This window comes from Streptomyces sp. NPDC039430, from assembly GCF_055639435.1.
Genome location: NZ_JBVKAK010000006.1, coordinates 399,933 through 424,534, shown reverse-complemented (window position 1 = coordinate 424,534; position 24,602 = coordinate 399,933). Strand labels below are relative to the sequence as shown.

The 24,602-nt window shown below is 73.2% G+C and carries 22 protein-coding genes; 8 read left to right on the top strand and 14 right to left on the bottom strand.

Annotation, left to right across the window (positions count from 1 at the left end; all coding sequences use genetic code 11):
- Positions 1 to 10: 10 nt before the first annotated feature.
- Positions 11 to 487 (bottom strand): hypothetical protein, encoded by a 477-nt coding sequence (locus ACZ7LS_RS18410; RefSeq protein WP_385135426.1) that lies wholly within the window; start codon positions 485 to 487, stop codon positions 11 to 13.
- A gap of 23 nt (positions 488 to 510) precedes the next feature.
- On the bottom strand, positions 511 to 699 hold the full coding sequence (locus ACZ7LS_RS18405; protein ID WP_382515480.1) for a hypothetical protein: 189 nt from the start codon (positions 697 to 699) through the stop codon (positions 511 to 513).
- 231 nt (positions 700 to 930) lie between these two features.
- Between ACZ7LS_RS18405 and ACZ7LS_RS18400 the strand changes: the two genes are divergently transcribed.
- Positions 931 to 2,028 carry an NUDIX hydrolase gene (locus ACZ7LS_RS18400; RefSeq protein ID WP_382515483.1) on the top strand — a complete coding sequence of 366 codons (1,098 nt, stop codon included), beginning with the start codon at positions 931 to 933 and terminating at the stop codon, positions 2,026 to 2,028.
- A gap of 126 nt (positions 2,029 to 2,154) precedes the next feature.
- Here the strand turns inward: ACZ7LS_RS18400 and ACZ7LS_RS18395 are convergent, their stop codons facing one another.
- Positions 2,155 to 3,519 (bottom strand): dipeptidase, encoded by a 1,365-nt coding sequence (locus ACZ7LS_RS18395; RefSeq protein WP_382877079.1) that lies wholly within the window; start codon positions 3,517 to 3,519, stop codon positions 2,155 to 2,157.
- A 150-nt stretch (positions 3,520 to 3,669) separates the two neighbouring features.
- Between ACZ7LS_RS18395 and ACZ7LS_RS18390 the strand changes: the two genes are divergently transcribed.
- Positions 3,670 to 4,977, top strand: coding sequence for a geranylgeranyl reductase family protein (locus ACZ7LS_RS18390; RefSeq protein WP_385135431.1), 1,308 nt, complete (start codon positions 3,670 to 3,672; stop codon positions 4,975 to 4,977).
- 131 nt (positions 4,978 to 5,108) lie between these two features.
- Here ACZ7LS_RS18390 and ACZ7LS_RS18385 read toward each other — a convergent pair whose 3' ends face one another.
- Positions 5,109 to 5,561 (bottom strand): nitroreductase/quinone reductase family protein, encoded by a 453-nt coding sequence (locus tag ACZ7LS_RS18385; protein ID WP_385135434.1) that lies wholly within the window; start codon positions 5,559 to 5,561, stop codon positions 5,109 to 5,111.
- 162 nt (positions 5,562 to 5,723) lie between these two features.
- On the opposite strand from ACZ7LS_RS18385, the gene ACZ7LS_RS18380 reads away from it, so the two are divergent.
- From ACZ7LS_RS18380 to ACZ7LS_RS18370, 3 genes are all read left to right on the top strand, one after another.
- A complete protein-coding gene (locus ACZ7LS_RS18380; RefSeq protein WP_385135437.1) occupies positions 5,724 to 6,428 on the top strand; it encodes a TetR/AcrR family transcriptional regulator in 705 nt (234 codons plus the stop codon).
- Between the two features lie 117 nt (positions 6,429 to 6,545).
- Positions 6,546 to 7,889, top strand: coding sequence for a sensor histidine kinase (locus ACZ7LS_RS18375; RefSeq protein ID WP_382671283.1), 1,344 nt, complete (start codon positions 6,546 to 6,548; stop codon positions 7,887 to 7,889).
- Between the two features lie 164 nt (positions 7,890 to 8,053).
- A complete protein-coding gene (locus tag ACZ7LS_RS18370; protein ID WP_129768271.1) occupies positions 8,054 to 8,719 on the top strand; it encodes a response regulator transcription factor in 666 nt (221 codons plus the stop codon).
- Here ACZ7LS_RS18370 and ACZ7LS_RS18365 read toward each other — a convergent pair.
- From ACZ7LS_RS18365 to ACZ7LS_RS18350, 4 genes are all read right to left on the bottom strand, one after another.
- On the bottom strand, positions 8,680 to 9,021 hold the full coding sequence (locus ACZ7LS_RS18365) for a DUF6332 family protein (protein ID WP_385135442.1): 342 nt from the start codon (positions 9,019 to 9,021) through the stop codon (positions 8,680 to 8,682). The genes ACZ7LS_RS18370 and ACZ7LS_RS18365 overlap by 40 nt on opposite strands.
- 60 nt (positions 9,022 to 9,081) lie before the next feature.
- Positions 9,082 to 9,828, bottom strand: a complete 747-nt coding sequence (locus tag ACZ7LS_RS18360) for a maleylpyruvate isomerase family mycothiol-dependent enzyme (protein WP_385135443.1) — start codon at positions 9,826 to 9,828, stop codon at positions 9,082 to 9,084.
- 26 nt (positions 9,829 to 9,854) lie between these two features.
- A complete protein-coding gene (locus ACZ7LS_RS18355; protein ID WP_385135446.1) occupies positions 9,855 to 10,202 on the bottom strand; it encodes an SCO4225 family membrane protein in 348 nt (115 codons plus the stop codon).
- Positions 10,203 to 10,271: 69 nt separating this feature from the next.
- Complete coding sequence (locus ACZ7LS_RS18350) at positions 10,272 to 11,615, bottom strand: MFS transporter (protein WP_385135449.1); 1,344 nt, start codon at positions 11,613 to 11,615, stop codon at positions 10,272 to 10,274.
- Between the two features lie 118 nt (positions 11,616 to 11,733).
- Here ACZ7LS_RS18350 and ACZ7LS_RS18345 point away from each other — a divergent pair, with 118 nt between their 5' ends.
- On the top strand, positions 11,734 to 12,951 hold the full coding sequence (locus ACZ7LS_RS18345) for an ROK family protein (RefSeq protein WP_382515510.1): 1,218 nt from the start codon (positions 11,734 to 11,736) through the stop codon (positions 12,949 to 12,951).
- 131 nt (positions 12,952 to 13,082) lie between these two features.
- On the opposite strand, the gene ACZ7LS_RS18340 is transcribed toward ACZ7LS_RS18345, so the two are convergent.
- Together ACZ7LS_RS18340 and ACZ7LS_RS18335 are read right to left on the bottom strand one after the other, a co-directional pair.
- Entirely contained in the window at positions 13,083 to 13,607 is a 525-nt protein-coding gene (locus ACZ7LS_RS18340) for an ATP-binding protein (protein ID WP_385135450.1), read from the bottom strand.
- Positions 13,608 to 13,865: 258 nt separating this feature from the next.
- Positions 13,866 to 14,183, bottom strand: a complete 318-nt coding sequence (locus tag ACZ7LS_RS18335; RefSeq protein WP_129768277.1) for a hypothetical protein — start codon at positions 14,181 to 14,183, stop codon at positions 13,866 to 13,868.
- Positions 14,184 to 14,480: 297 nt separating this feature from the next.
- On the opposite strand from ACZ7LS_RS18335, the gene cds1 reads away from it, so the two are divergent.
- Positions 14,481 to 15,605 (top strand): L-cysteine desulfhydrase Cds1, encoded by a 1,125-nt coding sequence (gene cds1, locus ACZ7LS_RS18330; RefSeq protein ID WP_382516824.1) that lies wholly within the window; start codon positions 14,481 to 14,483, stop codon positions 15,603 to 15,605.
- A gap of 115 nt (positions 15,606 to 15,720) precedes the next feature.
- Here the strand turns inward: cds1 and ACZ7LS_RS18325 are convergent, their stop codons facing one another.
- The 3 genes from ACZ7LS_RS18325 to ACZ7LS_RS18315 all read right to left on the bottom strand — a co-directional run bounded on the left by ACZ7LS_RS18325 (position 15,721) and on the right by ACZ7LS_RS18315 (position 19,380).
- Entirely contained in the window at positions 15,721 to 17,787 is a 2,067-nt protein-coding gene (locus ACZ7LS_RS18325) for a hypothetical protein (RefSeq protein ID WP_385135453.1), read from the bottom strand.
- A 170-nt stretch (positions 17,788 to 17,957) separates the two neighbouring features.
- Positions 17,958 to 18,392, bottom strand: coding sequence for an SRPBCC family protein (locus ACZ7LS_RS18320; RefSeq protein WP_382515517.1), 435 nt, complete (start codon positions 18,390 to 18,392; stop codon positions 17,958 to 17,960).
- A gap of 97 nt (positions 18,393 to 18,489) precedes the next feature.
- The gene (locus ACZ7LS_RS18315; RefSeq protein WP_382515519.1) at positions 18,490 to 19,380 is read right to left on the bottom strand and encodes a DeoR/GlpR family DNA-binding transcription regulator; all 891 of its coding nucleotides are present in this window, start codon (positions 19,378 to 19,380) and stop codon (positions 18,490 to 18,492) included.
- A gap of 170 nt (positions 19,381 to 19,550) precedes the next feature.
- On the opposite strand from ACZ7LS_RS18315, the gene ACZ7LS_RS18310 reads away from it, so the two are divergent.
- Positions 19,551 to 22,088, top strand: coding sequence for a hypothetical protein (locus tag ACZ7LS_RS18310; RefSeq protein ID WP_385135457.1), 2,538 nt, complete (start codon positions 19,551 to 19,553; stop codon positions 22,086 to 22,088).
- On the opposite strand, the gene ACZ7LS_RS18305 is transcribed toward ACZ7LS_RS18310, so the two are convergent.
- Positions 22,058 to 24,484, bottom strand: coding sequence for a right-handed parallel beta-helix repeat-containing protein (locus ACZ7LS_RS18305; RefSeq protein WP_382671308.1), 2,427 nt, complete (start codon positions 24,482 to 24,484; stop codon positions 22,058 to 22,060). The two genes, ACZ7LS_RS18310 and ACZ7LS_RS18305, sit on opposite strands and share 31 nt — an antisense overlap.
- Positions 24,485 to 24,602: the final 118 nt, after the last annotated feature.

The following is a 24,602-nucleotide window of genomic DNA, read 5'->3' as shown; positions in this document are numbered from 1 at the left end:
CGGGGAGCACTTAGCGAGTCGTCTGGCAGGCCATGCGCTGGCTGCCGCGGAACTTCACACACAACTCGGTGTCGGAGCCCGTGTCCTCGGCGGGCCAGCCGTGCGTCAGCGCTTTGCCGGAACGCGTGGCCGTCGCCGTATCGACGAGCTGTCCGTCCCGGAACAGGGACACGGTGCGCGAGGTGACCTCCCTCGGCGGATTGGTCCAGATCGCGGTGACCGCGTTCCGGCCGCCCTGCCCTTCCAGCCTGATGCAGACCTGCGGTCCGGAGAAGTGGTGGGTGCAGGCGCTGCTGTCGGCCGCCGCGGGGGTGGCGGACAGCGACACGGCGAGGCCCGCGAGCGCGAGTGTCAGCGCGGACCGCCGGGCGCGCGGCAGCGGTGCGCGCGCGAGCGCGGCGCGCGGTGACGGAGCGGACACCGACGGATCGCGCGTGGGCGGCGGGGCGTGCGCGGGCGGTGCGGGCGCGGGCGGTGCTCCGGTCATGCCGGTTCTCCGGCGCGTACGCGTCACTTGACGCCGCAGGAGCCCGTGTCGGTCGCCTGGTGCGGTACGACGACGAGGAACACGTCCGAGTCGAGATCCATCACGACCTCGGCCGGTGTGCCCTCGTCCCGCCGTGCCCGCGCGAACTCCTCCGCGGGCCAACTGCCGCGCGGTCCTCCCGCGGGAAACTTCTCCAGCACCGTCCGGCGCATCGATGACCCCCTTGCTGTGTCGAGCTCTCAACGACGTGCCTCGGGGTTGTGTTACGGCCCGGCGGCGACATCGGTCCGTACAGAAGACGCCCACGGGGCCTCGGCACGACCTCGATCCGGACACAGCTCGGACACGACCGGTCGGCCGGTGCGGGCTCCCCGGTCTGCCCGGGGGTTTCCGGGGCAGGGTGTTGCGGGCAGTCCACTGAGGGCTACGGAAGAGGGGGAACCGTGATCGTCTGGATCAACGGTGCGTTCGGAGCGGGCAAGTCCAGCACCGCACGCGAACTGATCGACCTGATCCCGAACTGCACTCTGTACGAACCCGAGCTGATCGGCGGGACGCTGGCGGAGCTGCTGCCGCAGAAGCGGCTCGCCGAGGTGACCGACTTCCAGGACCTGCCGATCTGGCGCCGCCTGGTGGTCGACACGGCGGCCGCGCTGCTGGCCGAGGTGGGCGGGGCGCTCGTCGTGCCGATGACGCTGCTGCGCCAGGAGTACCGGGACGAGATCTTCGGCGGACTCGCCTCGCGTCGTATCCCCGTACGGCACGTGTTGCTGACAACAGATGAAACGATCCTGCGTGGCAGGATCGCGGCCCGTGAGGCCCAGGAGGCCCATGGGGCCCGCGAGTCGGGCGGGTCTCGCGCGGACGACCCGGGCGGGCACGGGGCGGGCGGGCACGGAGTGGGCGAGCGCGTCCGGCGCGGGGGTGACGCGTACATCGAGCCCTACCACGCGGCGCTCGGCTGGCTCACCGGCGACGCCCTCGTGATCGACAACTCCGGTCTCACGGCCCGCGAGACCGCCGTCTGTCTCGCGGAGGCGGTACGGACCGGCACGGCGGGCCTCTGCGAGATCGTGCAGACGCCCGAGCCGACCGCCGAGACCGTCGCGGCGGGCGTCCTGCTCTTCGACGAGCAGGACCGGGTCCTCCTCGTCGATCCCACGTACAAGCCCGGCTGGGAGTTCCCCGGCGGAGTGGTGGAGGCCGGTGAGGCGCCCGCCCGCGCCGGGATACGTGAGGTCGCCGAGGAGATCGGCATAGAACTCACCGAGGTGCCCCGACTGCTGGTCGTCGACTGGGAGCCGCCGAGGCCGCCGGGGTACGGCGGCCTGCGGCTGCTCTTCGACGGCGGTCTGCTCCCCGCGCACCTCGCCGGACAACTGCTGCTGCCGGGGCCCGAGCTGCGGGGCTGGCGTTTCGTCGGCGAGGAGGAGGCCGGACGGCTGCTGCCGCCCGCCCGTTACGCACGGCTGCGCTGGGCTCTGCGGGCCAGGGAGCGCGGGACCGTACTCAACCTGGAGGACGGGATCCCCGTGGGCTGACGGCGCCCCCAGAGGCCCTCGGGTCCGCTCCGGAGCGGACCCGAGGGCAGCTCCGGAGCGGCGCGGCGGCCGTTCCGGGGGCCACTCCGGGGCGGCCCCGGCCGGCGCCGGTCCCCTCAAGCGTCGTCAGGCCCGCTTGGACCGCGCGTAGTTGACCAGGAACAGGGCCTCGGAGACCGACAGGCGTTCCAGCTCTTCGGGGGAGACGCTCTCGTTCACCGCGTGGATCTGCGCCTCCGGCTCGCTCAGCCCGATCAGCAGGATCTCCGCGTGCGGATACAGCTCGGCCAGTGTGTTGCAGAGCGGGATGGAGCCGCCCATTCCAGAAGTCTGCATCTCCTGGCCGGGGTACGCCACGCGCATCGCGTCGGCCATCGCGGTGTACGCGGGGCTGGAGGTGTCCGCGCGGAACGGCTGCCCCTGGCCGACCTGTTCCACCGCGACCCGCGCGCCCCACGGCGTGTGCTTCTCGATGTGGGAGATCAGCAGTCCGGTCGCCTCGGCGGCGTCCTGGCCCGGCGGCACCCGCAGGCTGACCGTCGCCCGCGCGCTCGCCTGGATCGACGGGGTGGCGCCCACCACGGGCGGGCAGTCGATGCCCAGTACGGTCACGGCCGGGCGGGCCCAGATCCGGTCGGAGACCGTGCCCTCGCCGATCAGACCGACACCGTCGAGCACCTTGGCGTCCTCGCGGAAGTCGGCCTCGTCGTAGGCCAGTCCGTCCCAGACGGCGTCCGAGGGCAGCCCTTCCACGGTGGTGGAGCCGTCCTCGGCGCGCAGGGAGTCGAGGACCCTGATGAGGGCGGCGAGCGCGTCGGGCGCGGCCCCGCCGAACTGGCCCGAGTGCAGGTTGCCTTCGAGGGTGTCGACGGAGACCCGGACCATCGTCATGCCGCGCAGTGTGGCCGTGACCGTCGGCAGGCCCAGCCGGAAATTACCGGTGTCGCCGACGACGACGGCGTCGGCGGCCAGCAGCTCCGGGTGGGCCTCCGCGTACCGTTCGAGACCGCCGGTGCCCTGCTCCTCCGAACCCTCCACGATCACCTTGACGTTGACCGGCACCCCGCCGTTCGCCTTGAGCGCGCGCAGGGCCAGCAGATGCATCAGGAAGCCGCCCTTGCAGTCGGCCGCCCCGCGTCCGTACCAGCGGCCGTCGCGCTCGGTAAGCTCGAAGGGCGGTGTCACCCAGGCGTCCTCGTCCAGGGGCGGCTGCACGTCGTAGTGGGCGTAGAGCAGCACCGTGGGCGCGCCCTCGGGGCCCGCCAGCAGGCCGTGGACGGACTGGGTGCCGTCAGGGGTGTCGAGGACCGAGACCTCCTGGAACCCCTCCGTACGCAGCGCGTCGGCGACCCAGCGCGCGGCGGCCTCGCACTCGCTCCTGGGGAACACCGCGGGATCCGCCACCGACCTGAAGGACACCAGCTCCGCGAGCTCCGTACGGGCACGGGGCATCAGCGACGCTACGGTCTCGGCGATCGGATTCGCGGTCATGGGCACGCTCCTGGTGGGTACGACGTTGTCTCAGTCGGGTGTTACGTCGAAGTCTCTGCCGATCCTCCCACAGCGGGTTCACCGAGCCAGCGCCGTAGGATGCCGTTCGACAGCAGGGGCCACCGGTCGGATCAGGAGCAGAAGCACATCGTGAGCAGCGAGAACGCAGACGCCGGAAGCGAGCACGACGAGCGGGTGTGGGATGTCGTCGTGGTCGGCGCAGGGCCGGCGGGGGCCTCCGCGGCATACGCGGCGGCGGTCGCGGGCCGTCAGGTGCTGCTGGTGGAGAAAGCCGAGTTGCCCCGCTACAAGACCTGTGGGGGCGGGATCATCGGGCCCTCGCGCGACGCGCTGCCGCCGGGCTTCGAGTTGCCGTTCCGGGACCGCGTGCACGCGGTGACCTTCTCCCTGAACGGCAAGCTCGCCCGTACGCGCCGCTCCAAGCGCATGCTCTTCGGGCTCATCAACCGCCCGGAGTTCGACGCGAGTCTGGTGGAGCACGCGCAGAAGGCGGGCGCGGTGCTCCGCACCGGCGTGACGGTCTCGCGCGTCGAGCAGCACGGCCCGGCCGTGCCCGACCGCCGTACGGTCGCCGTCGTCCTGTCGGACGGCGAGACGCTGCTGGCGCGGGCCGTGGTCGGCGCGGACGGCAGTGCCAGCCGGATAGGCGCCCATGTCGGGGTGAAGCTGGACCAGGTGGATCTGGGGCTTGAGGCCGAGATCCCGGTACCGCCGACGGTCGCCGAGGACTGGGCCGGGCGGGTGCTCATCGACTGGGGCCCGCTGCCCGGGAGTTACGGCTGGGTGTTCCCGAAGGGCGACACGCTCACCGTCGGCGTGATCTCGGCGCGCGGCGAGGGCGCCGCCACCAAGCGCTATCTGGAGGACTTCATCGCCCGGCTCGGGCTCGCCGGCTTCGAACCGGCGGTCTCGTCCGGACATCTGACCCGGTGCCGTAGCGAGGACTCACCGCTGTCGCGCGGCCGGGTGCTGGTCTGCGGGGACGCGGCGGGGCTCCTCGAACCGTGGACCAGGGAGGGGATTTCCTTCGCCCTGCGCTCCGGGCGGCTCGCGGGGGAGTGGGCGGTACGGATCTCGGAGTCGCACGACGCCGTGGACGCCCGCCGCCAGGCGCTGAACTACGCGTTCGCCATCAAGGCCGGGCTCGGCGTGGAGATGGGCGTCGGCCGGCGGATGCTGGCCATCTTCGAGCGCAGGCCGGGACTGCTGCACGCGGCGATCACGGGGCTGCGCCCGGCATGGAACATGTTCGCGGACATCACCCGCGGTTCGACGACACTGGCCGGTGCCGTACGGACCCATCCGCTGGCCCGCCGCGCGCTGGATCTGCTGGACCGCAGGCAGCCGCAGACGGGGACCGGGACGCCGGACGGCGGGACGCCGGAGCCCGGTGCGGCGGGAGTGACGGGTGCGCCGGAGGCGGGCGCCCGGGAGTGAGCGACGTTTCCTGAGCGGCCGGCCCGGGGCGGCCGGCCCTGAGCGGCCGGACCGGGGCGGCCGGACCGGGGCGTATGGCCTGGGGGCGGACGTGTCCGTGTCCTGGGCGTCCGGGCCGGGGGCCGTCGTGATCAGGAATCCGTCGTGATCAGGAAGACCGGGTGGTCGGGGGCCGCCGCGATGATCTCCGCGTCGGAGGACTTCGCGGTGACTCCCTGGAAGTACTGGTTGACCTCCCAGCCCCAGCGCTCCAGATAGGAACGCAGGATCGGGAGCTTCTCGCTGTCGGGGATCTCCGTCGCGGTGAACGACCTGACCTTGCGGCCGACGCGCAGTTCACCGGCGCCCGCGGCGCGCATATTGCGTACCCACTGCGAGTGGCCGCGGGCGGAGACCAGGTACTGATCGCCCCCGTAGGCGTGCGGGTTGACGGGGATGCGCTGAATCCGGCCGCTCGTGCGACCGCGTACGGACAGTTCGGCCGAGCCGAGGAGGCTCACGCCGTGCCGGGCGAGCCGGCCGATGAAGCCGTTCATCCGGACGGTGAACGGGCTGGCCTTGAGGTAGTGCGGCTGCTGCGACACGGCGAATCTCCGGGGTGTGAGATGAGGGTGGGGCGGGGAGAGCGTTGATGCGTTGCGAGAGCACTGCTCTCGCTTGAGAGCAGTGTGCATCCGGCGGCGCCCTAAAGCAAGAGCAGTGCTCTCTCTTTTGGTCGGTGCTCCGAACGCATTACACTGCTCCGAATGACGACCATCCGGGGAGCCAGGGAACGGGCCCGCACCGAAGTCACGGCGGCCATCAAGGACGAGGCGCGCAGACAGCTCGCGGCCGAGGGCGCGGCGAAGCTCTCGCTGCGCGCCGTCGCCCGCGAACTGGGCATGGTCTCGTCCGCCCTCTACCGGTACTTCCCCAGCCGCGACGAGCTGCTGACCGCGCTGATCATCGACGCCTACGACGCGGTCGGCTCGGCCGCCGAACGGGCCCTCGCCGCCGCCGGCCCCGCCGGTCCCCCCGGGCGCTGGACCGCCGTCTGCGTGGCGGTACGTGCCTGGGCCCTGGCCCATCCCCATGAGTACGCGCTGATCTACGGATCGCCCGTGCCCGGCTATCAGGCGCCCCAGCTGACGATCGAGCCCGCGTCCCGGGTCGGGCTGGCGCTGATCTCCGTCGCCGCCGACGCCCACCGCGCGGACGGCATCGCGCTTCCGCCGCTACCGGAAGATCTGCGTCCGGAGGCCCGGCGGCTCGCGGCCCAACTGGCGCCGGGCCTTCCCCCGGAGGTGATGGCCGCGGTCGTCGCGGCCTGGGCCCAGCTCTTCGGACTGATCTCCTTCGAGGTCTTCGGCCAGTTCAACGGCCTGGTCGAGGTCCGCGGCGAACTGTTCGCCCACGCCGCTCGGCGCATCGCGCACGAGGTCGGGCTGGTGGACCGCCCCCGTACACCCTGACGCCCTGACGGGCCGGTGCGCCGGGGCGACTCGTACCTCCTCTACTCCTCCGGGAGTACGGGGCGTCACCCCGCCCGGCTGACGACCGGAACGCGCCACGGGTCTAGCGTGACCGCCATGGAAGAGCAGCACAGCCGCCGGGACCGGTGGAGGGAAGGGAGCCGGGGCGCCTACGGCCCCCACTGCCGGCGCGGCGGCCCTCCCTGGGTGCGCGGCCTCGGGCCGTACGGCGGCGGTCGGCCGTACGTCGGGCCTGCCCGGGGACAGGACGGACCGCCGTCCCGGCTGCCCGGGGGCCGCCGTCCCGGCCGCCGCCCCGGCGGGAGAAGAGGCCGGCTGCCCTGGCCGTCCACCCTCTTCCTGGCCGTCTTCGTACTGGTGGGGACCGCCTTCGCCGCCGCCGACCAGCCCGACCGGCAGCCCCTGGACAGCTACGCGCGGCTGCTGCTGCTCGCCGGTCCCGCGCTGCTGCTGTTCCGCCGGAAGCACCCCGTCGTCGTTGTCTTCGGGGTCTGGGCGACCGCGCTCGCGTACTTCGCCGCCGGCTATCCGTACGGACCCGTCCTCGTCACCGTCGCGCTCGCCTGCTTCGCCGCGATCGTCATGGGTCACCGGCAGGCGGCCTGGTGGGCGGTCGGCACGCTCTGGGCGGGTCATCTGCTGATCGTGCACTGGCTCTACCGCTGGCTGCCCCCGGCCCACGACAGGCCCGCGCCATGGGGAGAACAACTGGTCATCGCGGCCTTCGTGCTCGCCCTCTGCGCGGCCTCAGAACTCGTCCGGGTGCGCCGCGAGCAGTGGGCCAGGGAGGGCGCCGAGCGCGCGGTGGCGAAGAAGCGGCGGGAGAACGAGGAGCGGCTGCGGATCGCCCGCGAGCTGCACGACGTACTGGCCCACTCCATCTCGGTCATCAACGTCCAGGCGGGCGTGGGGCTCGCCCTGCTCGACTCCGATCCCGAGCAGGCCCGCACCGCGCTCACCACGATCAAGGCGGCGAGCAAGGAGGCACTCGGCGAGGTACGGCAGGTCCTCGACACCCTCAGAACGCCCGGCGACGCCCCGCGCGCCCCCGCCCCGGGCCTCGACCGGCTGCCCGAACTGGTCGAACAGGCCGCGAGCGCCGGACTGGCCGTCGGCATCCGACGGGACGGGGAACGGGCGGCGCTGCCGCCCGGCATCGATCTGGCCGCCTTCCGGATCATCCAGGAGGCGTTGACCAACGTGGTGCGCCACTCCGGGTCCCGTACGGCCGAGATCGGCCTCGGCTACGCGCCCGAGCTGCTGGAGCTGCGGATAGACGACGCGGGTCCGGCCACCGGCGGCGACACGGGCGGCGGCGGCAACGGTCTGGTCGGTATGCGCGAGCGGGCCGCCGCGCTCGGTGGCACGATCGAGGCCGGTCCGCGTCCGGACGGCGGTTTCCGCGTACGGGCCACGCTCCCGCTGCGCCCCGGGGACTGAACGCCCGGAGTCCGGAAGCGCCCCGAACACGCCTGGTCCGGCCCGGAACACCCGGGACCCGGGCGGAGCTCGCACACCCAAGGCCTGAGCAGGGCCTGAACACCGGCCTCAGCTGGGCCTGAACACCCAGGGCCTGAGCCGGGCCTGAACGCCAAGGAGACACCGTGATCCGTGTACTGCTCGCCGACGACCAGTCGCTCGTACGCGCCGGCTTCCGCGCGCTGCTCGCCGCCCAGCCGGACATCGAGGTCGCGGGCGAGGCGGCGGACGGCGAGGAGGCGCTGCGCCGGGTGCGTGAACTGAGCCCCGACGTGGTGCTGATGGACATCCGGATGCCGCTGCTCGACGGGCTCGCCGCGACCCGCGGGATCACCGAGGACGGCCGGCTCGACCAGGTGAAGGTGGTCATGCTCACCACCTTCGAACTCGACGAGTACGTCTTCGAGGCGATCCGCTCCGGCGCCTCCGGCTTTCTCGTCAAGGACACCGAACCGGAGGAACTGCTGCGCGCGGTGCGGGCGGTGGTGGAGGGGGACGCGCTGCTGTCCCCCGGGGTCACCCGCCGGCTCATCGCGGAGTTCGCGTCCCGCTCCAAGGCGCCGACGGGCCTCGCGGAACTGGCGGTACTCACCGAGCGGGAGCGGGAGGTGATGGCCCTGGTCGGGATCGGACTCTCCAACGAGGAGATCGCCCGCAGGCTGGTCGTCAGCCCGCTCACAGCCAAGACGCATGTCAGCAGGACGATGGTGAAGCTGGGCGCCCGCGACCGGGCCCAGCTGGTCGTCCTCGCCTATGAGTCGGGGCTGGTACGGCCCGGCTGGCTCGGTTGACCGGCGAGCGTGTCCGGTCGCCGTCCCGGGAGTTGCCCCCGGAGCCGTCCCGTCGGGCCCCGACCGGGGCGCGGGAAGCGCCACAGGACCCGGACGACGCGCGCCGCGAACGCGAGACACGCGGCGACGGCGGCGACGCTCCGGAGCGCGTCGGGCAGGTCGAAGTACCACGCTGGTGCCGCGATGACGCCGTACACCAGCGCCGCCGCGAGCGCGCCCGTCAGCACGGCGAAGCCGATCTCGACCGTGACGGCGTCCCGTTCGGCGTCGCCGCGCGTGGTCCCCGCGATCCGTTTCCCCATGGCCCGAGTCTGGCCTCGCCCATGGCCCGGGGCAAGGCGCCACCCGGGGAAGGGGCGCGGTCAGACGGCGGACGTCTCGCGCCAGAGCCTGGCGGTTTGCGGATCGCCGGTGAGGGTGACGGCGTCCAGCGGCAGCCGGTTCCAGAGCGTCAGATAGAGCCGCTCGGCGGGACCGGCCAGTTCGCAGTCCGCGGGGCCCTCAGCGGTGCGTTCGGTACGCGGAGGACCGGCGGAGATCCGTACCGTCCAGACGTCGTCCGTGTCCGTCGTCCGTACGCGCAGTACCCGCGGTGCGTCGGACCGCACCCGGCTCCGCTCGCGGCCGTGGAAGCCGGTGAGCAGTTCGCCGATGCCGTCCGCCGCCAGGCCGGAACCCACCGGCGGGGCCGCCGTGTGCCGGACGGACCCGAGCGCGGAGTGCGCGTCCACGCGGTGGACCGCTGTCTCGTGCGCCTGCCGCCGGGCCCAGAACGCGAGCGGTGAGGGCGCGGGCAGGAAGGTCCAGCAGGCCAGTCCGGCGGGCGCTTCGGTCAGCGCCGCGACCAGCAGAGCGTGTGCTTCCCGGTACCACTCGACGAGCGCGTCCCCGTCGAGATCCGGCTCGGCGTCGGGGCGGCCGGGGGTGAGCCGCCCGTTCGTCACGAAGCCCGTCGCCCAGCGGTGGACGGTGCCCGTGTGCCGCAGCAGATCGCGGATCCGCCACTCGGGACACGTCGGCACCGGCGCGTCCGTACCGGCCTCGGCGGCCGCGTCGGCCAGCGAACGGCCGTCGCGGGCAAGGCAGATGAGGTGTTCAGCGGTCTCCACGCCCCGCATTGTGCCAGTTGGACCGGTCAGACCCCGTGGGGATGCGCCGACCCCTGCGTGTGACGGAGCAGCCGTATGAACGCCCCGATCGCCGCCGCCTGGATGAGTACCGAGAGCACCAGCGCGGGATAGAGGAATCCGGCGGACTCCGCGACCGCGTCGCCCAGCAGCCCGCCGCCCACGAAGAACGCGAAGATGGTCGGCGCGGCGAGGAAGAACAGCCACACCCCGGCGAACGAGGCGTCCTGGTGCTGTACGAGAAGGGTGTCGACCGCGACGAATACCGTCGCCGCGGCGACCAGGCCGAGATAGATCTGCGACGCGCGATTGCCGAAGGTCAGCCGCGCGAGTCCGGTCAGCCGTCCTGAGTTCATTGCTGTCTCTCCCCTGAAGTGGTGGTCCCTCCAGGGTGGTTCGGTCCGAACGGATGTGCCTGAGTACGGCTACTCATCCGTGGGGCGTGCCCACTCAGGCCGGTGCGCGGACCCCGTCGGTCGCGCGGACTCCGTCGGTCGCGCGGACTCGGCCCGTCGCGGGGACTCCGCGGGGTCCGCCGACGCGTTCCGCGCGGAGTAGCCGATGAGCGCGGCGGCGCCCGCCAGCAGGGCCACCGTGGTCAGCGCGAGAGGCAGCGTGAACCAGTCGGCAAGGAAACCGATCGCGGGCGGCCCCAGCAGCATCCCGCCGTACCCCAGCGTCGAGGCGGCGGCGACCCCGCCGGGCCCCGCCAGCGCCCCGGCGCGGCCGATGGCCACGGGGAAGATATTGGCGAGGCCGAGACCGGCCACGGCGAAGCCGGCCAGAGCCGCCCAGGCGGTGGGCGCGAGGGCGCCGACCAGCATGCCGAGCGCGGCCGTGACGCCGCCCGCGACCAGGGCCCGGGTCTGGCCGAGGCGCTCCAGCAGGGCCGTACCGGACAGTCGTCCCGCCGTCATGGCCAGGGCGAAGAGCGAGTAACCGGCCGCCGCCAGACCGGGGGTGGCGTCCAGGTCCTGGGTGAGATGGAGCGCGCTCCAGTCGGCCATCGCGCCCTCGCCGTAGGCCGTGCACAGGGCGATCACACCGAAGAGGAGGACCAGGCGCCGGGTGCGTCCGTCGAGCCGCCGCGGTACCGCCGCCGTCCCCTTCGTGGTCCCCTTCGCCTCGCGCTCCGTTCCCTCCGGGACGGGCGCGGGGTGCCGGAGCAGCGCGGGGCCGGTGACGGCGGTGACGAGCAGACCGACGCCGGTCAGGAGCGAGAGATGGACGGCGGGGGAGAGGCCGCCCGCGACCAGCCCGCCCAGCCCCGCCCCGATCATGCCGCCGAGGCTGAACGCGGCGTGGAAGCTGGAGATGACCGGGCGCCGCAGGGCGGCCACGAGATCGACGGCCGCGCTGTTCATCGCGACGTTCAGCCCGCCGTACGCGGCGCCGAAGACCAGCAGCACCAGCCCGAGCGTCAGGGCCGAGTGCGTCTGCGGCGGCAGCACGATACTCAGCGAGAGCAGTACGGTGCACACCACCGTCACCGGATGGCTGCCGAAGCGACGGCACAGCCGGCCGGTGAACACCATCGTCACGACGGCGCCCGCGGAGACGCCGAGCAGTGCGAGTCCGAGGGCGCTCGCCGAGGCCCCGGTCTGCTCCTTGATGGCCGGGATACGGACCACCCAGCCGGCGAACATGAAACCGTCGAGGGCGAAGAACACGGTCAGCGCGATGCGGAGGCGGGAGAGCGAGGACCGGGAGCCGGGTTCTCCGGCGGGTCCTCCCAAGAGGGCCGTCCCCACTTTGTTCATTTGCGGCACAAAACGAGAGTAGAGGCCGTGGCCCGTCCCCACAAGCCGTCGGCGGCGTTCCGTGAGCCATCGGGCAGCGCCCGACGGGCCGTCCGCGTCGGTCGCGGATCATGGGAGACTCGCCCCCATGAACGGCAAGGGGACGACCGCCCGGACGAGGCTGGAGAGAGGCCGCGGCGCACTCGGTCCGGCACTGGAACTGGTGCACACCGGCCGTGCGCCCACCCGCGCGGTGCTGACCGCGGAGCTGGGGGTCACCCGCGCCACCGCGGGCGCGGTCGCCGCGGAGCTGGAGGCCCTCGGCCTGATCCGGGTCGACTCGCGTCCCGGCGCCGGCGCCGGTTCCCAGGGCAGGCCCTCGCACCGGCTGTCCGTCGACGACAAGGGGCCCGTCGCGCTCGCCGCACAGGTCCACGCGGACGGCTTCCGGGCCGCGTTGGTCGGGCTCGGTGGCCGGATCGTCGCCACCGCTCCCGTGCGCGGTACGGTCACCGCGGATCCGGCGCAGATCCTCGGGGAGGTCGTCGAGGCCGGGGCGGGGCTGCTGCGGACCACCGGGCTGCGCTGCGTCGGCGCGGGCCTCGCCGTACCGTCGGCCGTCGCCGAGCCGGAGGGCACGGCGCTCAACCCCCTGCATCTCGCCTGGCCCGCCGGGGCGCCGGTGCGGGAGATCTTCGCCGAGCGGGTACGGGCGGCGGGCATCGAGGGCCCGGCGTTCACCGGCAACGACGTCAACCTCGCCGCGCTCGCCGAGCACCGGCACGGCGCGGGACGCGGCGCCCAGCATCTGCTCTGCGTCGCCACCGGACACCGGGGGGTCGGCGGCGCGTTGGTGCTCGACGGCAGGCTGCACACCGGCAGCGCGGGCCTCGCCCTGGAAGTCGGCCATCTCACGGTCAACCCGGAGGGCCGCCCCTGCTACTGCGGCAGCAAGGGATGTCTCGATGTCGAGGCCGACCCGCTCGCCTTCCTCACCGCGGCCGGCCGCGCCCCCGGCCCCGAGGTCTCGCTGCTCCAGCAGGCTCGCGACCTGCTCCGCACGGAGCACGCGGATCCCGCCGTACGACGAGCCACCGAGGAACTGATCGACCGTCTCGGGCTCGGGCTCGCGGGGCTGGTCAATATCCTCAACCCCGACCGCATCATCCTGGGCGGCCTCCACCGGGAACTGCTCGACGCCGACCCGGAACGGCTGCGCGCCGTCGTCGCGGACCGCAGCCTGTGGGGCCGCAGTGGTGGCGTACCCATCCTGCCCTGCACCCTGGACCACAACAGCCTGGTGGGCGCGGCCGAGGTGGCGTGGCAGCCGGTGCTGGACGATCCGCTCGGCGCGCTGGCCCCCTGACCGGAGGCCGTTCGGGTGGTTCGGGAGGCGCTGCCTTCGGTTCGGGAGGCGGTGCTTTCGGTTCGGGGAGCGCTGCCCGCGGTCCGGGGAGCGGTGCTTTCGCCGGAACGCCGCCGGCGGTGTTGTCCGGGTCAGCTGATCACGGCCGACCTGGCCGAGGCGTGCCCGTGCTCCCTGGCCATGGCGCCGAACTCGGCGCCGGGAAAGGGCCCGTCCGTCGTCGCGCCGTACACCGGGCGCAGGGGCAGGGCGAGCGCCGCGGGCGGTGCGGTGAGGGTGAACCATATGCTCTTCCCCGTGTCCCCCCGGGCCCGTATGCCCCAGCTCTCGCTCACCGCCGCGATCAGGGCGAGACCGCGGCCGCCGGTATCGAAAAGACTCGCGTCGCGGACCGTGGGGAGGCGCGGATCGTGGTCGCTGACCGAGACCATGAGCCGTTCGAGCAGAAGCTCGATATCGACCGTGCACCGTTTGTCCGGCTGTGCGTGCCGGTGCACGTTGGTGAGCAGCTCGGTGACACCGAGCGCCGCGTAGTCGATCAAGGGATCGAGATGCCAATAGCGCAATTGCGCCGAGATTATTCTGCGGACCTGTCCGATCCGCGACGGCAGGGCGTGGAGCTCCACCGTGCAGTGCCTGCTGGGCTGGCTGATCACGGCCACGACTCCCCGAAAAGAGGTCCGGAAGAAGACGAAGATCGGATCCAGCAACTGGCGCGTTGCTGATCCCGCCCGGCGGGGCTGGATCACAACGTCACCGCCGGTTAACCCTGAGTGATGTGAGATCAGAGTGAACCCAGGGGCTCGGCTTCGCAACTCGGGCAGACCGGACCGCCGTTCGTGGCAGGTTTCCGGCTAATTCCGGAAGAATTCCGGACATGTTTCGGGCGGGGTCGGCGCGGCGCGCCCGACGGCTCAGGTCTTGGTGTGGCTCGCCCTGCTGACGGTGTCCATGAAGCGCCCGGCGAGCGCCGTCGCGTCGGGCCTCCGGCCACGCTGGCCCATGGTCAGCCGGTAGCGGATCCCGTTCAGGGTGGCGACCGTACTGCCGCTGCCCGCGAACCACGGCTTGGCCGTACGCACGGCCCGCAGGGGCGCGCTGTCGATCACCCGGCCGTAGCTGGTCAGCAGGGCCAGCCTGCCGTCCTGGATCAGGACCTGGCCCGCCCTGGTGAGTGAGCGGGGCCACCGCTCGATCCGTACCCCGCGCGCGCTGAACTCCGGCTCAGCCATAGCTCTTCAGCCCCCTCCGTACCGTTCCCCGTGCCCGTTCCCCTCAAGTCCCCTCAAGAGTCCCCTCAAGGCAGTGTGCACAAGTATGCGGGCAGGCACCAGAGCGCGTTTCCGGCGGGGTCCAGAAGCGATTCCTATGGCTGCCCAAAGTCAATGTTTGCGCAGGTGGTGGCGGTACCGTTAGGGGACGGGGGCCGGTTCGAGGGACGAGGAACGGCGCGCATGACTGGACGAGACGGATCCGGTACGGACCGGACGGCGGCGGCCACGGACGGGACGGCGGCGGCCACGGACAGGATGATGACGCCCACGGACGGCCGGGCGATGGCGACCGTCGACGTGGACCGTAGCGATCCCGCCTACCGTGCATGGCTCAAAGAAGCCGTACGGAAGGTCCAGGCAGACGCCAACCGCTCCGCCGACACACACCTGTTGCTCTTCCCGCTGCCCGAGCGGTGGGGAATCGATCTGTATCTGAAGGACGAGTCGACCCATCCGACCGGCAGTCTCAAGCACCGGCTCGCCCGCTCGCTCTTCCTCTACGGGCTGTGCAACGGGTGGATCAGGCCCGGCGCACCGGTGATCGAGGCGTCCAGCGGCTCGACGGCCGTGTCCGAGGCGTACTTCGCGAAGCTGATCGGGGTGCCGTTCATCGCCGTGATGCCGCGTACCACCAGCGCGGAGAAGTGCAGGCTCATCGAATTCCACGGCGGGCGCTGCCACTTCGTGGACGACTCGCGGAAACTGTACGAGGAATCGGCCCAGTTGGCGGCCAGGACCGGCGGCCACTACATGGACCAGTTCACCTACGCCGAGCGCGCCACCGACTGGCGCGGCAACAACAACATCGCCGAATCGATCTACCAGCAGCTGAGGCTTGAGCGCTATCCGGTGCCCGCGTGGATCGTCGCCACGGCCGGCACCGGCGGCACCTCCGCGACCATCGCGCGCTACGTCCACTACATGCAGTTCGACACCCGGATCTGTGTCCCCGACCCGGAGAACTCCTGTTTCTTCGACGGCTGGACCCGGCACGACGCACAGGCGTGCAGCGAGCGCGGCTCGCGGATCGAGGGCATCGGCCGGCCACGGATGGAACCGAGCTTCGTGCCCGGCGCCATCGACCGGATGATGAAGGTGCCCGACGCGGCGAGTGTGGCCGCCGTGCGCGCCCTGGAGCGGGCCATCGGACGCAAGGCGGGCGGTTCCACCGGCACCGGACTGTGGAGCGCGCTGAAGATCGTCGCGGAGATGGTGGCCGAGGGGCGCAAGGGGAGTGTGGTCACGCTCCTCTGCGATCCGGGCGACCGCTACCTCGACAAGTACTACTCGGACGCCTGGCTGGCCGGACAGGGACTGGACATCGCGCCGTACACGGAGACGCTCGACCGCTTCCTGGAGAACGGAGTCTGGCCGGACTGACGGACTGACCGGCGGACTGGCTGACGTGGCGGACGGGGTGACGGGCCGGCGGACCGCGGGGTGGCGGACTGACGGGCGGAGGGGCCGGCGCTGCGGAGGGCAGGCTCCGGGTTCCTCAGCCGACCGCCCGGAGGCCGCCCCCACCGGTGAGCCGCGCCGACAGCCGTACGGAACCCTCCCGGGGCGCCCGAACCGCCAGCGTCGTCGCCTTCGTGTCGGCCCGTACGCTGCCGACGGCCTCGATCCGCGCGACATCGCGGCTGCCCGCGGCGAGCAGGAACCACTTGCCCGAGGGCGACTTCCAGCGTGTCCCCGCCAGGATGTGCTGCCCGTACCTGCCGCAGGCCGCGGTGTTCACGGCCTCGGCCACCACCGTGCCCGGCGCGTTCGCCACGGACGCGGGCCGCTGGAACTGCACCAGGATCCGGCCGGGGCCGCGCCAGGTGTCGGCCCGGGTGCAGACCCAGGTGGACCGCCCGGCCGATTCCGGCAGCGGCTGCTCGGCGAACGCCCAGTTGTTGACGGCCCGTACGCCGGAGCCGCGCAGCGTACGCAGTGCGCACGCGGTACGCGCCCAGCTGAGCAGTGCCGGACCGCTCGTCGCCTCCCGGGGGCCGCGGGAGGGCGTGCCGCCGGGCGGCGGGGTGTAGGTGAGATGCGCCGGGGAGGGTTCGCCGAGGTCCGTGACGAGGAACGAGTGCCGTTCGGTGATCCTCTCCGAGGTGCGGAGCACCATCACCGGCCAGGCCACGCAGTCACCGCCGGCCGCCGGAGCCGGTACGGCGCCGGTCACGCCGTCGGCGGAGACGCCGAGGCTCCGGGCGGGGGCGTCGGGCGCCAGCAGATCGCGGGTGGCCGACCCGGCGATCCACGGGGCGAGCAGATAGCGGGCTCCGTCCGGGGTACGGCTGACCGCGAGCGCGGCGGCCGTCGTCATGTCCGCCTGGTCGGCACGGGCGAAGGCCAGGGACGGCGTGTCCCCGCCGGGCGCCGGTCCCGCTTGGTTCCCCGACTCCGGCAGAGACCGCCGCAGTGGCCCCCGCTCCGGCAGCGGCACCCGCGGCGACACCGGCTCCGCGTACCGGACGATCCGCTGGCCGTCGTGGAGCAGGACCACCGCCGCCCCGTCCAGGTCGCCCGCGTACAGCAGACGCGGTGGCTGCGTGGGCGGCGCCGTACCGGTGCCGGTGGTGGCGGAGACCCTGACGGCGGGCCCAGGTCCGCCCCAGACGCGCAGCGCGCGCTTCAGCAGCGCGGTGTCGTCGGTACGGCCGCCTCTGGCGGGCCAGACGGAGAAGTCGATCCGCGAGGTGCCGGCCCACGCGTCCCGTGGCGCGCGTTCCAGCAGGGCCGGGTCGAGCGCGCGGGCGAGCGCGGCCGTACCGGCCGGACCGTAGAGGGAGCCGTCCGCGCGAACTCCCGCGAGGGACTGCTCCGGAGGGCCGTCCTCGGGCAGGGACACCGCCAGCACCGCCCCGGCCAGCGCGATCGCGACGGCCGCCGCCGCGATCCTGGACCGCTGTCTGCGCCGGAGCAGATCGGTCGGCCGGGTCTGCACCGTACAGGGGTCGAACTCCGCGGTGGCGAGCAGCTTTCCGGCCCGGCCCTCCCGATGGGCGGCGAGCCGTTCCGCCGTACGCACCGCGGCGGCCGGGTCCGCCACCCCGGCGTCCTCCAGCAGAGCGCGCACCGCCTGCTCGGACAGGCCCTCAAGCACGCGCAGGGCGAGCGCGGCACGCGCGGGCGCGCTGACCGTGGACAGGGCCTGGTCCAGGGCGAGTTCGTCGGTGCCGCCGGCCCGGGGGAAGAGCCGCAGCCCCACGACGAGCGGCAGGCCGGCCCGCGGCCGGGCGGCGAACACCCGCCACCAGGACGACGGCTGGTCATGGGTGAGCGCGGCGCGCAGCACCTGACCCCGTAGCCAGGCGTAGGCGGAGCCGCTCGGCGTGCGCTGCCCCGGCACCCGCGCCCGCGGGTCGCCCTTGCGCGCGGCCGGCAGCACATGCTGGACGGTGGCATGCGCGGTGAGGACGCGTCGGTGGCGGCCCAGCGTGGGAGGGAGAGTGAGATAGGCCAGCCGGACCAGCCGCGGGTAGTGCTCGACGAGGGCGGCCTCGGCGTCGTTGACGCCGGGACGCGGGCCCGTTGTGGCGTTGTCGGTCGGCTGTCGGTGGCTCGGCATGGGGACGGTGCCCTTCCGCATGTACTGACGCGTCGTCGCGTCGTCGCTCGACGCTGCTCAACAGGCCAAACGAGCGAAGGGGGCGAAGGTCACAGCGGAGTGATCATGTCCGGCCCGCGGGACGGCAGTTGACGCGCCCCCGGCCGCCGCCGCGCCGCGTGGGCATGCCCTCAGCCACGCAGCAGCCGGTCAACGGCCCGCCCGAACACCACCCTTCCGGCACGCGCGGTCAGCGGGTCGAGCGGCCTCGGCAGCGGACCGATCCGCAGCTCCTCCTCCCAGCGCACCAGCGTCGCGCCGGACACTTCCCGTACGTGGATCTCGGCCCAGCCCGTCATGGCCCGGCCGCGCTTCTCCAGTCGGCAGAGGCCGGGGACGCCCGGCGCGGGCGGCTGCCAGCGGACGACCTCCATCGGGTCGTCGAACGCGGCGCGGCCGAGTCCGGTGCGGGCGACGAAGACGGTTCCGGTGCGGGTGGGGCCCGGGGTCAGGACGGAGATCCGCGTCAGCGGCACCTGGTGCGCGTGGGCCGGCCAGTCGGTGAGCCGGCGCCAGACCTCGTCGGCGGACAGCGGTGAGGTGCGGTCGATACGGAAGGCGCTCACCCGGCGATCGTAAGCCGCGCGCCGTACCCGAGCCGCGCGCCCCACCCGGTGTCGCACGCCCCACCCCACCCGAGGCATCCGGGTGCGGGCGAGCGCGCTAGTCGTCCTGCCGCGGTACGGCGGCCCGCCCCGGCGACTCGCCCTCCAGCGGCTCTCCCGGCCCCTCCGGCCCGCCCGCCACCACCAGCCCCGGCAGGTACTCGGCGATCTCCTCACGGGCCGCCGCGGACAGTCCCGAGTCCGTCACCAGCGTGTCGACCTGGTCCAGCGTCGCGAAGGAACTCAGCCCCACCGTCCCCCACTTGGTGTGGTCGGCGACGACCACCACCCGGCGCGCGGACCGTACGAAGTGCCGGTTGGTCTCCGCCTCGCCGAGGTTCGGGGTGGACAGACCGGCCTCGGCCGAGATGCCGTGCACCCCGAGGAAGAGCACATCGAAGTGGAGCGAGCGGATCGCCTGGTCCGCCACCGGGCCGACCAGTGAGTCCGACGGCGTACGGACCCCTCCGGTGAGCACCACCATCGCCGCCCCCGGCCGCTGGCCGCCCGCGCCCCCGGTGGCCCGCTGGCCCGTGTGGAACACATCGGCGACCCGCGTCGAGTTGGTCACCACGGTCAGATCCGGTACGTCCAGCAGATGGTGGGCCAGGGCGTAGGTGGTCGTACCGCCGGACAGCGCGATGGCGCTGCCGGGCACCGCCATGGCCGCCGCCGCCCGCGCGATGTCCTCCTTGGCGCTCAGCTCCAGCGCCGACTTCGCCTCGAAGCCCGGTTCGTGCGTACTGGCCTCGACCACCGGCACCGCGCCGCCGTGCACCTTCTCGATGACACCCTGGCGCGACAGCGCGTCCAGGTCCCGGCGCACGGTCATGTCGGAGACGCTGAGCCTGCGCGTCAGCTCATTGACCCGGACCCCGCCGCGCCTGCGCACCTCGTCCAGGATCAGGGCACGGCGCTGCTCCGCGAGAAGATTCTGGTTGTCGCTCACCGCAGGGCCGGTCCTTCCGCGTCGTCGTGTTCGGTCATCAGGGGCCTCATCCTGCCACGCGGTTCCGGCGCACGCCCCGGTGGTTGACGGACGCGGGGGGAGGGGAGATTCAGTGGGGGCCGGGGCGGCCCCGCCGTCGTACCGAGTCATTCCGAGAGCGAGCCACCGAAGTGTCCCCAGAATCACCGGATCCGGATCCGCGAAGTGGCGGAACCGCGCTCGAACTTCTGGTCCACGGCGTCGGCGGGGCCACCCCGCAGAAGATGCTCGACGATCCGCGTACGGTCAGGATCACCGGAGACGAGACGGCCGCCGTGTACCGGCGCACGGACGACGTGGACGCCGAGCTCCACCCCGAGCGCTACGAGGGCCGGCCGGTCCCCGAGGCGTACTGCTGGTCCAATCTCACCTCGGGCAACGGCTCGCGGGCCCTGTGGCTGCTGCTGCTCCCGTTCATGGTGGTCAACCTCGCGCACTGGATGCGGCCGGCCACGAAGGGCCTGGGCAGATCGCAGCGGCTGTACGGCGTGCTGGTACGGCTCGTGGCCCTCACCCTCACCGTGCTGCTGACCGCCGCGGCCTGCGAGGTCGCGCTCGATCTGACGGCGTGGCAGTGCGCCGGGTCGGCGCGGTGCGTCGCGGACCGCTCCTGGCTCGGTTTCCTGTCGCCCGAGCAGCATGGCTGGTGGTCGCAGCCGGGGCGCAGGCTGGCCCTCGCCGCCGTGGTGCCCGCCGCGCTGGTGGTGCTGTTGTGGTACCTCTCCAACCGGACCTGGAGCGCGTACGAGGCGCAGCGCCCGCCGACGGGCGAGCCCGCCGCCGGCGAACCGGCCGCCACGCACGAGGCGCCCGGCGCCGAAGGCGCGCCGGCCACGGGCGACGACAGGGCCACGGGCGACGACAGGGCCACGGGCGACGACAGGGCCACGGACGACGGGCGGGCGGCGGGCGCCGGCCGGGCCGCGGACGGGAGCGGGGCCGCGGACGAGAGCCGGGCCGCGAGCGACGACCCGGTGACGGTACGGCCCGCCCTCGGCCGCCCCGGCTTCTGGTACGGACGTCGGCTGGTCGCCCGGCTCCGAGCCGCCCACACCGCCGCCGGCTTCCTCACCATCGCCGCCGCGCTCACGGCCGCCGCCACCGACCACGACCGGAGCGCCGACGGCGGCCCGCTCGGCCCGCTCGGGCTGCTGCTCCAGGCAACGCTGGCCGGATGCGCGGCCGTTGTGCTCTGGGTCGTGTGCAGCCGGGGCCGCAGCGAGCGCAAGCGCGACGGCTCCCTCGACAAGCTGCTGATCAGCGCCCTGCCCGGCTCCGCGCTCAGTCTGCTCGTGCTGGCCGTCGTCCACGCCGCCTGGTCCAGGCCCGGCTGGGTCTCCGCCGGCGGGCTCCCCGGCAATCCGACGTTCCTGGTGCTCGCGCTGGCACAGATCGCCCTGGTCGTCGTGCTCGTCGTCACGGCCCAGGTCCTGCACCGCCGGGCGCCGCATCCTCGGATCGCGATGCGCGGCCTCGGCGGGCCCGCCGTCGCGATGCTCGCCTGCGCCCTGGGCGGAGTGATGACCGGCGGCGTCGCCCAGCGCGTCGCCGACTGGCTCGACGGGGACGCCACCCCCGGGATGGGCGAAGGCGCGATCGTGGGCCCGCCGGTGCTGCTGAGCTGGCAGGCCTCGGTCATTCCCGTGCTGCTCGTGCTGCTGCTGATCCCGGTCGCCGTCCTCGGCGTCCGTACGATACGGGCCGCCCGCGGGCTGGCCCCGCTGATCGAGCGGGAGTACGAGAAGGAGACGGCGGACCCCCTCCGTACCCGCCAGGTGGCGGGCGCGCGGGCCAGGGCCGCGCTGACCGACTACGCGCCCCGGCTCGTCGGAGTCGTCTCCGGGGCCTCCCTGCTGCTCGGCGCGGGCGCGGTCGCCGGGTCCTGGCTGAGCGGACAGGTGCCGGGGGAGGCCGCGGAAGGCACCGACTCCTTCGTCGAGTCCGTGGCCGACACCGCGCAGTCGATCGGCTCCTGGCTGGTCGGCCTGGGCTTCCTGCTCTTCGTCACCTGGGGCCGGCGCGCCTACCGCGACGCCTCCGCCCGGCGCACCATCGGCATCCTCTGGGACGTGGGTACGTTCTGGCCGCGCGCGGCCCACCCCTTCGCGCCGCCCTGCTATGCCGAGCGGGCGGTCCCCGACCTCACCTGGCGGATCGTCTCCTGGACCGGTCGCACGGGCGGCAGACTCGTCCTGTCCGGCCATTCCCAGGGCAGTGTGCTGGCCGCCGCGGCCGTCTGGCAGCTGCGGTCCGCGACCCGTCACCGGGTGGCGCTGCTGACGTACGGCTCACCGCTGGAGCGGCTGTACGGCCGCTGGTTCCCCGCGTACTTCGGCGCCGAACAGCTGGGGCAGCTGAGCAAAGAGGTGCACTGCTGGCGCAATCTGTGGCGGTCCACCGATCCGATCGGCGGGCCGGTGCGGGTTCCCGAGGACGGCGACCGCCCGGAGGTGGACCGCGGGCCGCTGAGGGATCCGCTCGCCTACAGCCGTACGGTGCTCCATCCGCTGCCCGAGCCGATCCTCGGCCACTCCGACTACCAGGCGGACCCGGTCTTCGCGGAGGAACGGGCCGCGCTGCTCGACCGGCTGCCCCCGGCGGCGCTTCCCACACAGCGGGGCGAACGGGCGCCCGAGAGTCAGGGCAGCTCGGGCAGATCGTCCGCGTAGAGCAGGGTCAGGTCGTCCGTGCTGGTCTCCGGCAGCTGGGCGACCCGGCCCGCGTGCCGCTCCACCATCGACTCGAACGTCTGGCGCGCGGTACGGCCGTTGCCGAAGGCGGGCCCCTTGGGCAGCGCCGTGAAGTACTTGAGCAGCGCCTCGGCCGTGCCCTCGCCCAGCCGGTACTCCTGCTCCTCCGACTGCTGTTCCACGATCCGCAGCAGTTCCTCGGGCACGTAGTCGCTGAAGGTGATGGTCCGTGAGAAGCGCGACGCGACCCCGGGGTTGACCGTCAGGAACCGCTCCATCTCGGCGGTGTACCCGGCGACGATCACGACCACCGCGTCCCGGTGGTCCTCCATCAGCTTCACCAGCGTGTCGATCGCCTCCTTGCCGAAGTCCCGTCCCGAATCCTCGGGGGAGAGGGCGTAGGCCTCGTCGATGAAGAGCACGCCGCCCCGCGCCCGGTCGAACGCCTCCTGCGTACGGATCGCGGTCGAGCCGATGTGCTCGCCCACCAGGTCGACCCGGGAGACCTCCACGAGATGGCCGCGCTCCAGGACTCCGAGGGAGTGCAGGATCTCGCCGTACAGCCGGGCCACCGTCGTCTTGCCGGTGCCGGGGGAGCCGGTGAAGACGAGATGACGGCGGACGGACGCCGCCTTGAGGCCCGCCTCCTTGCGGCGGCGGCCGACCTCGATCATGTCGGTGAGCGCCCGGACCTCGCGCTTGACGCTGTCGAGGCCGACGAGCGAGTCGAGTTCGCCGAGGACGGCCTCGGAGGCGCGGGCGGGTGTCGTCGCCTCCGGGACGGTGTCCAGGAGCCGGGCGGTGGCGCTCTGCGTGCTCTGCGCCGGGACCGCGCCGAGGAGTCCGGCGGACTGGGTCGCGGTCAGCACGGCCGACGGTTCCAGGGCCGGCGTCGGCGGGACCAGCACACCGCTCTCGTCGCTGGTGCAGTCCTCGACGGTCGGCCCGTCCTCCGCGAAGTCGTACCCGCCGCGCGCGCACCGTTCCGTACGGCACCGGGTGAGCGTCGTACGGCAGCCGTCCATCACATGGAAGCCGTAGCCGCCGCTGCCCGTCACCCGGCAGCTGTGGAAGGTGCCGCGGCCCTCGGCCGAGACATAGAATCCGGCCTCGGCGGGCGAGGTGACCGTGCAGCGCTCGATGGTGGGATCGGCGCCCTTGGTGACGATGACCCCGGTCTGGACGCCGTCGATGGTGCAGGAGTTGAGCGTGCCGCCGCTGCCGTGGTCACGGAACCAGGCACCGGTGGACACCTCCCTGATCCGGCAGTCGTCGAGCTGCGCGGTGGCCCCGTCGCTCACCGACACGGCCGTGTTGCGCACCTGCGAGATATCGGTGTCCACGACATCGGCGCGCGAGCCGCGGTCGAGGACGAAGAGCGCGTCGGGCACATCGTGCACCCGGCAGGAGTCGAGCACGACGGTCGCGCCGTCGCTGACCCAGACGGCCGGGTAGTCGCCCGTACTGTCATGGATCTCGCACTGGTTGGCGTCGACGCGGGTGCCCGGATCCCAGACGGAGAGCCCGTTGCGGCCGAAGCGGCGCACCGTCGAGCGTGTCAGCGTCAGCACCGAGCGGGAGCGCAGATCGACGGCGTTCTCCGGGATGTCGTGGATATCGCAGTCGGAGAGGGTCAGTACGGCGTCGGTGTCCAGGGTTATCCCGTCCGCCGAGGTGCGGTGCACGGAGGAGTCGGTGAGATGGGCCGCGGCCCGGGACGCGATCTGCACACCGGTGCCCTTGATCTCGTACACCTCGCAGCCGACCGCCTCCAGACCGCTGCCCTCGCCGGTGACGGACAGCCCCGAGCCCGAGGCATGGTGGATCCGGCAGCGCTCCAGCCGTGGATGCGCGCCGCCGCGCACGGAGATTCCGGCCTGTCCCGCGGCGACGATCTCGCAGTCCTCGAACACCCCGCCCGCTCCGTCGAGTACGCCGATGCCGACCCCCGCCGGATTGTCGACGGTGCAGCGGCGGACGGTCGGGCGGGCCGCGCCGCGCACCTCCAGGCCGGCCGCGGAACGCGTCACGATCCGCAGATCCGACAGCTCCGGTGTGCCGTCCTCGACGAGCAGCGCGGGAGCCGCCGAGTCCTGCCCCTCCACATGGAGGTCCTGGACGGTGGCGGAGGCGCGCACGGTCAGCGGGACCCCGTCGGCGGGCGCGATGCGTACGGAGCCGAGCGAGCCCTCCGGGCCGCGCAGCGTGACCGCCCGCGTGACGACGAGATTCTCCCGGTAGGTGCCCGGGGCGATCGTGAGGACGTCGCCGTCACCGGCGGCCTCCAGGGCTGCGGCGAGGGAGGCGTATTCGCCTGTGCGGCGCCGCCAACGCGATGTTCCGGTGTGCGTCACCTGGACCGTGCCCTGTGCCATGGCGCTGCTGTGCCCCCACCTCGTGCGTGTGCGCGTGTTCTGCCGTCCCGGGTACCGGCCCCGGACCCCGGCCGCGAAGGCGGACCGGGCGGCACCACCGTAGCGCGCGCGGAGGCGC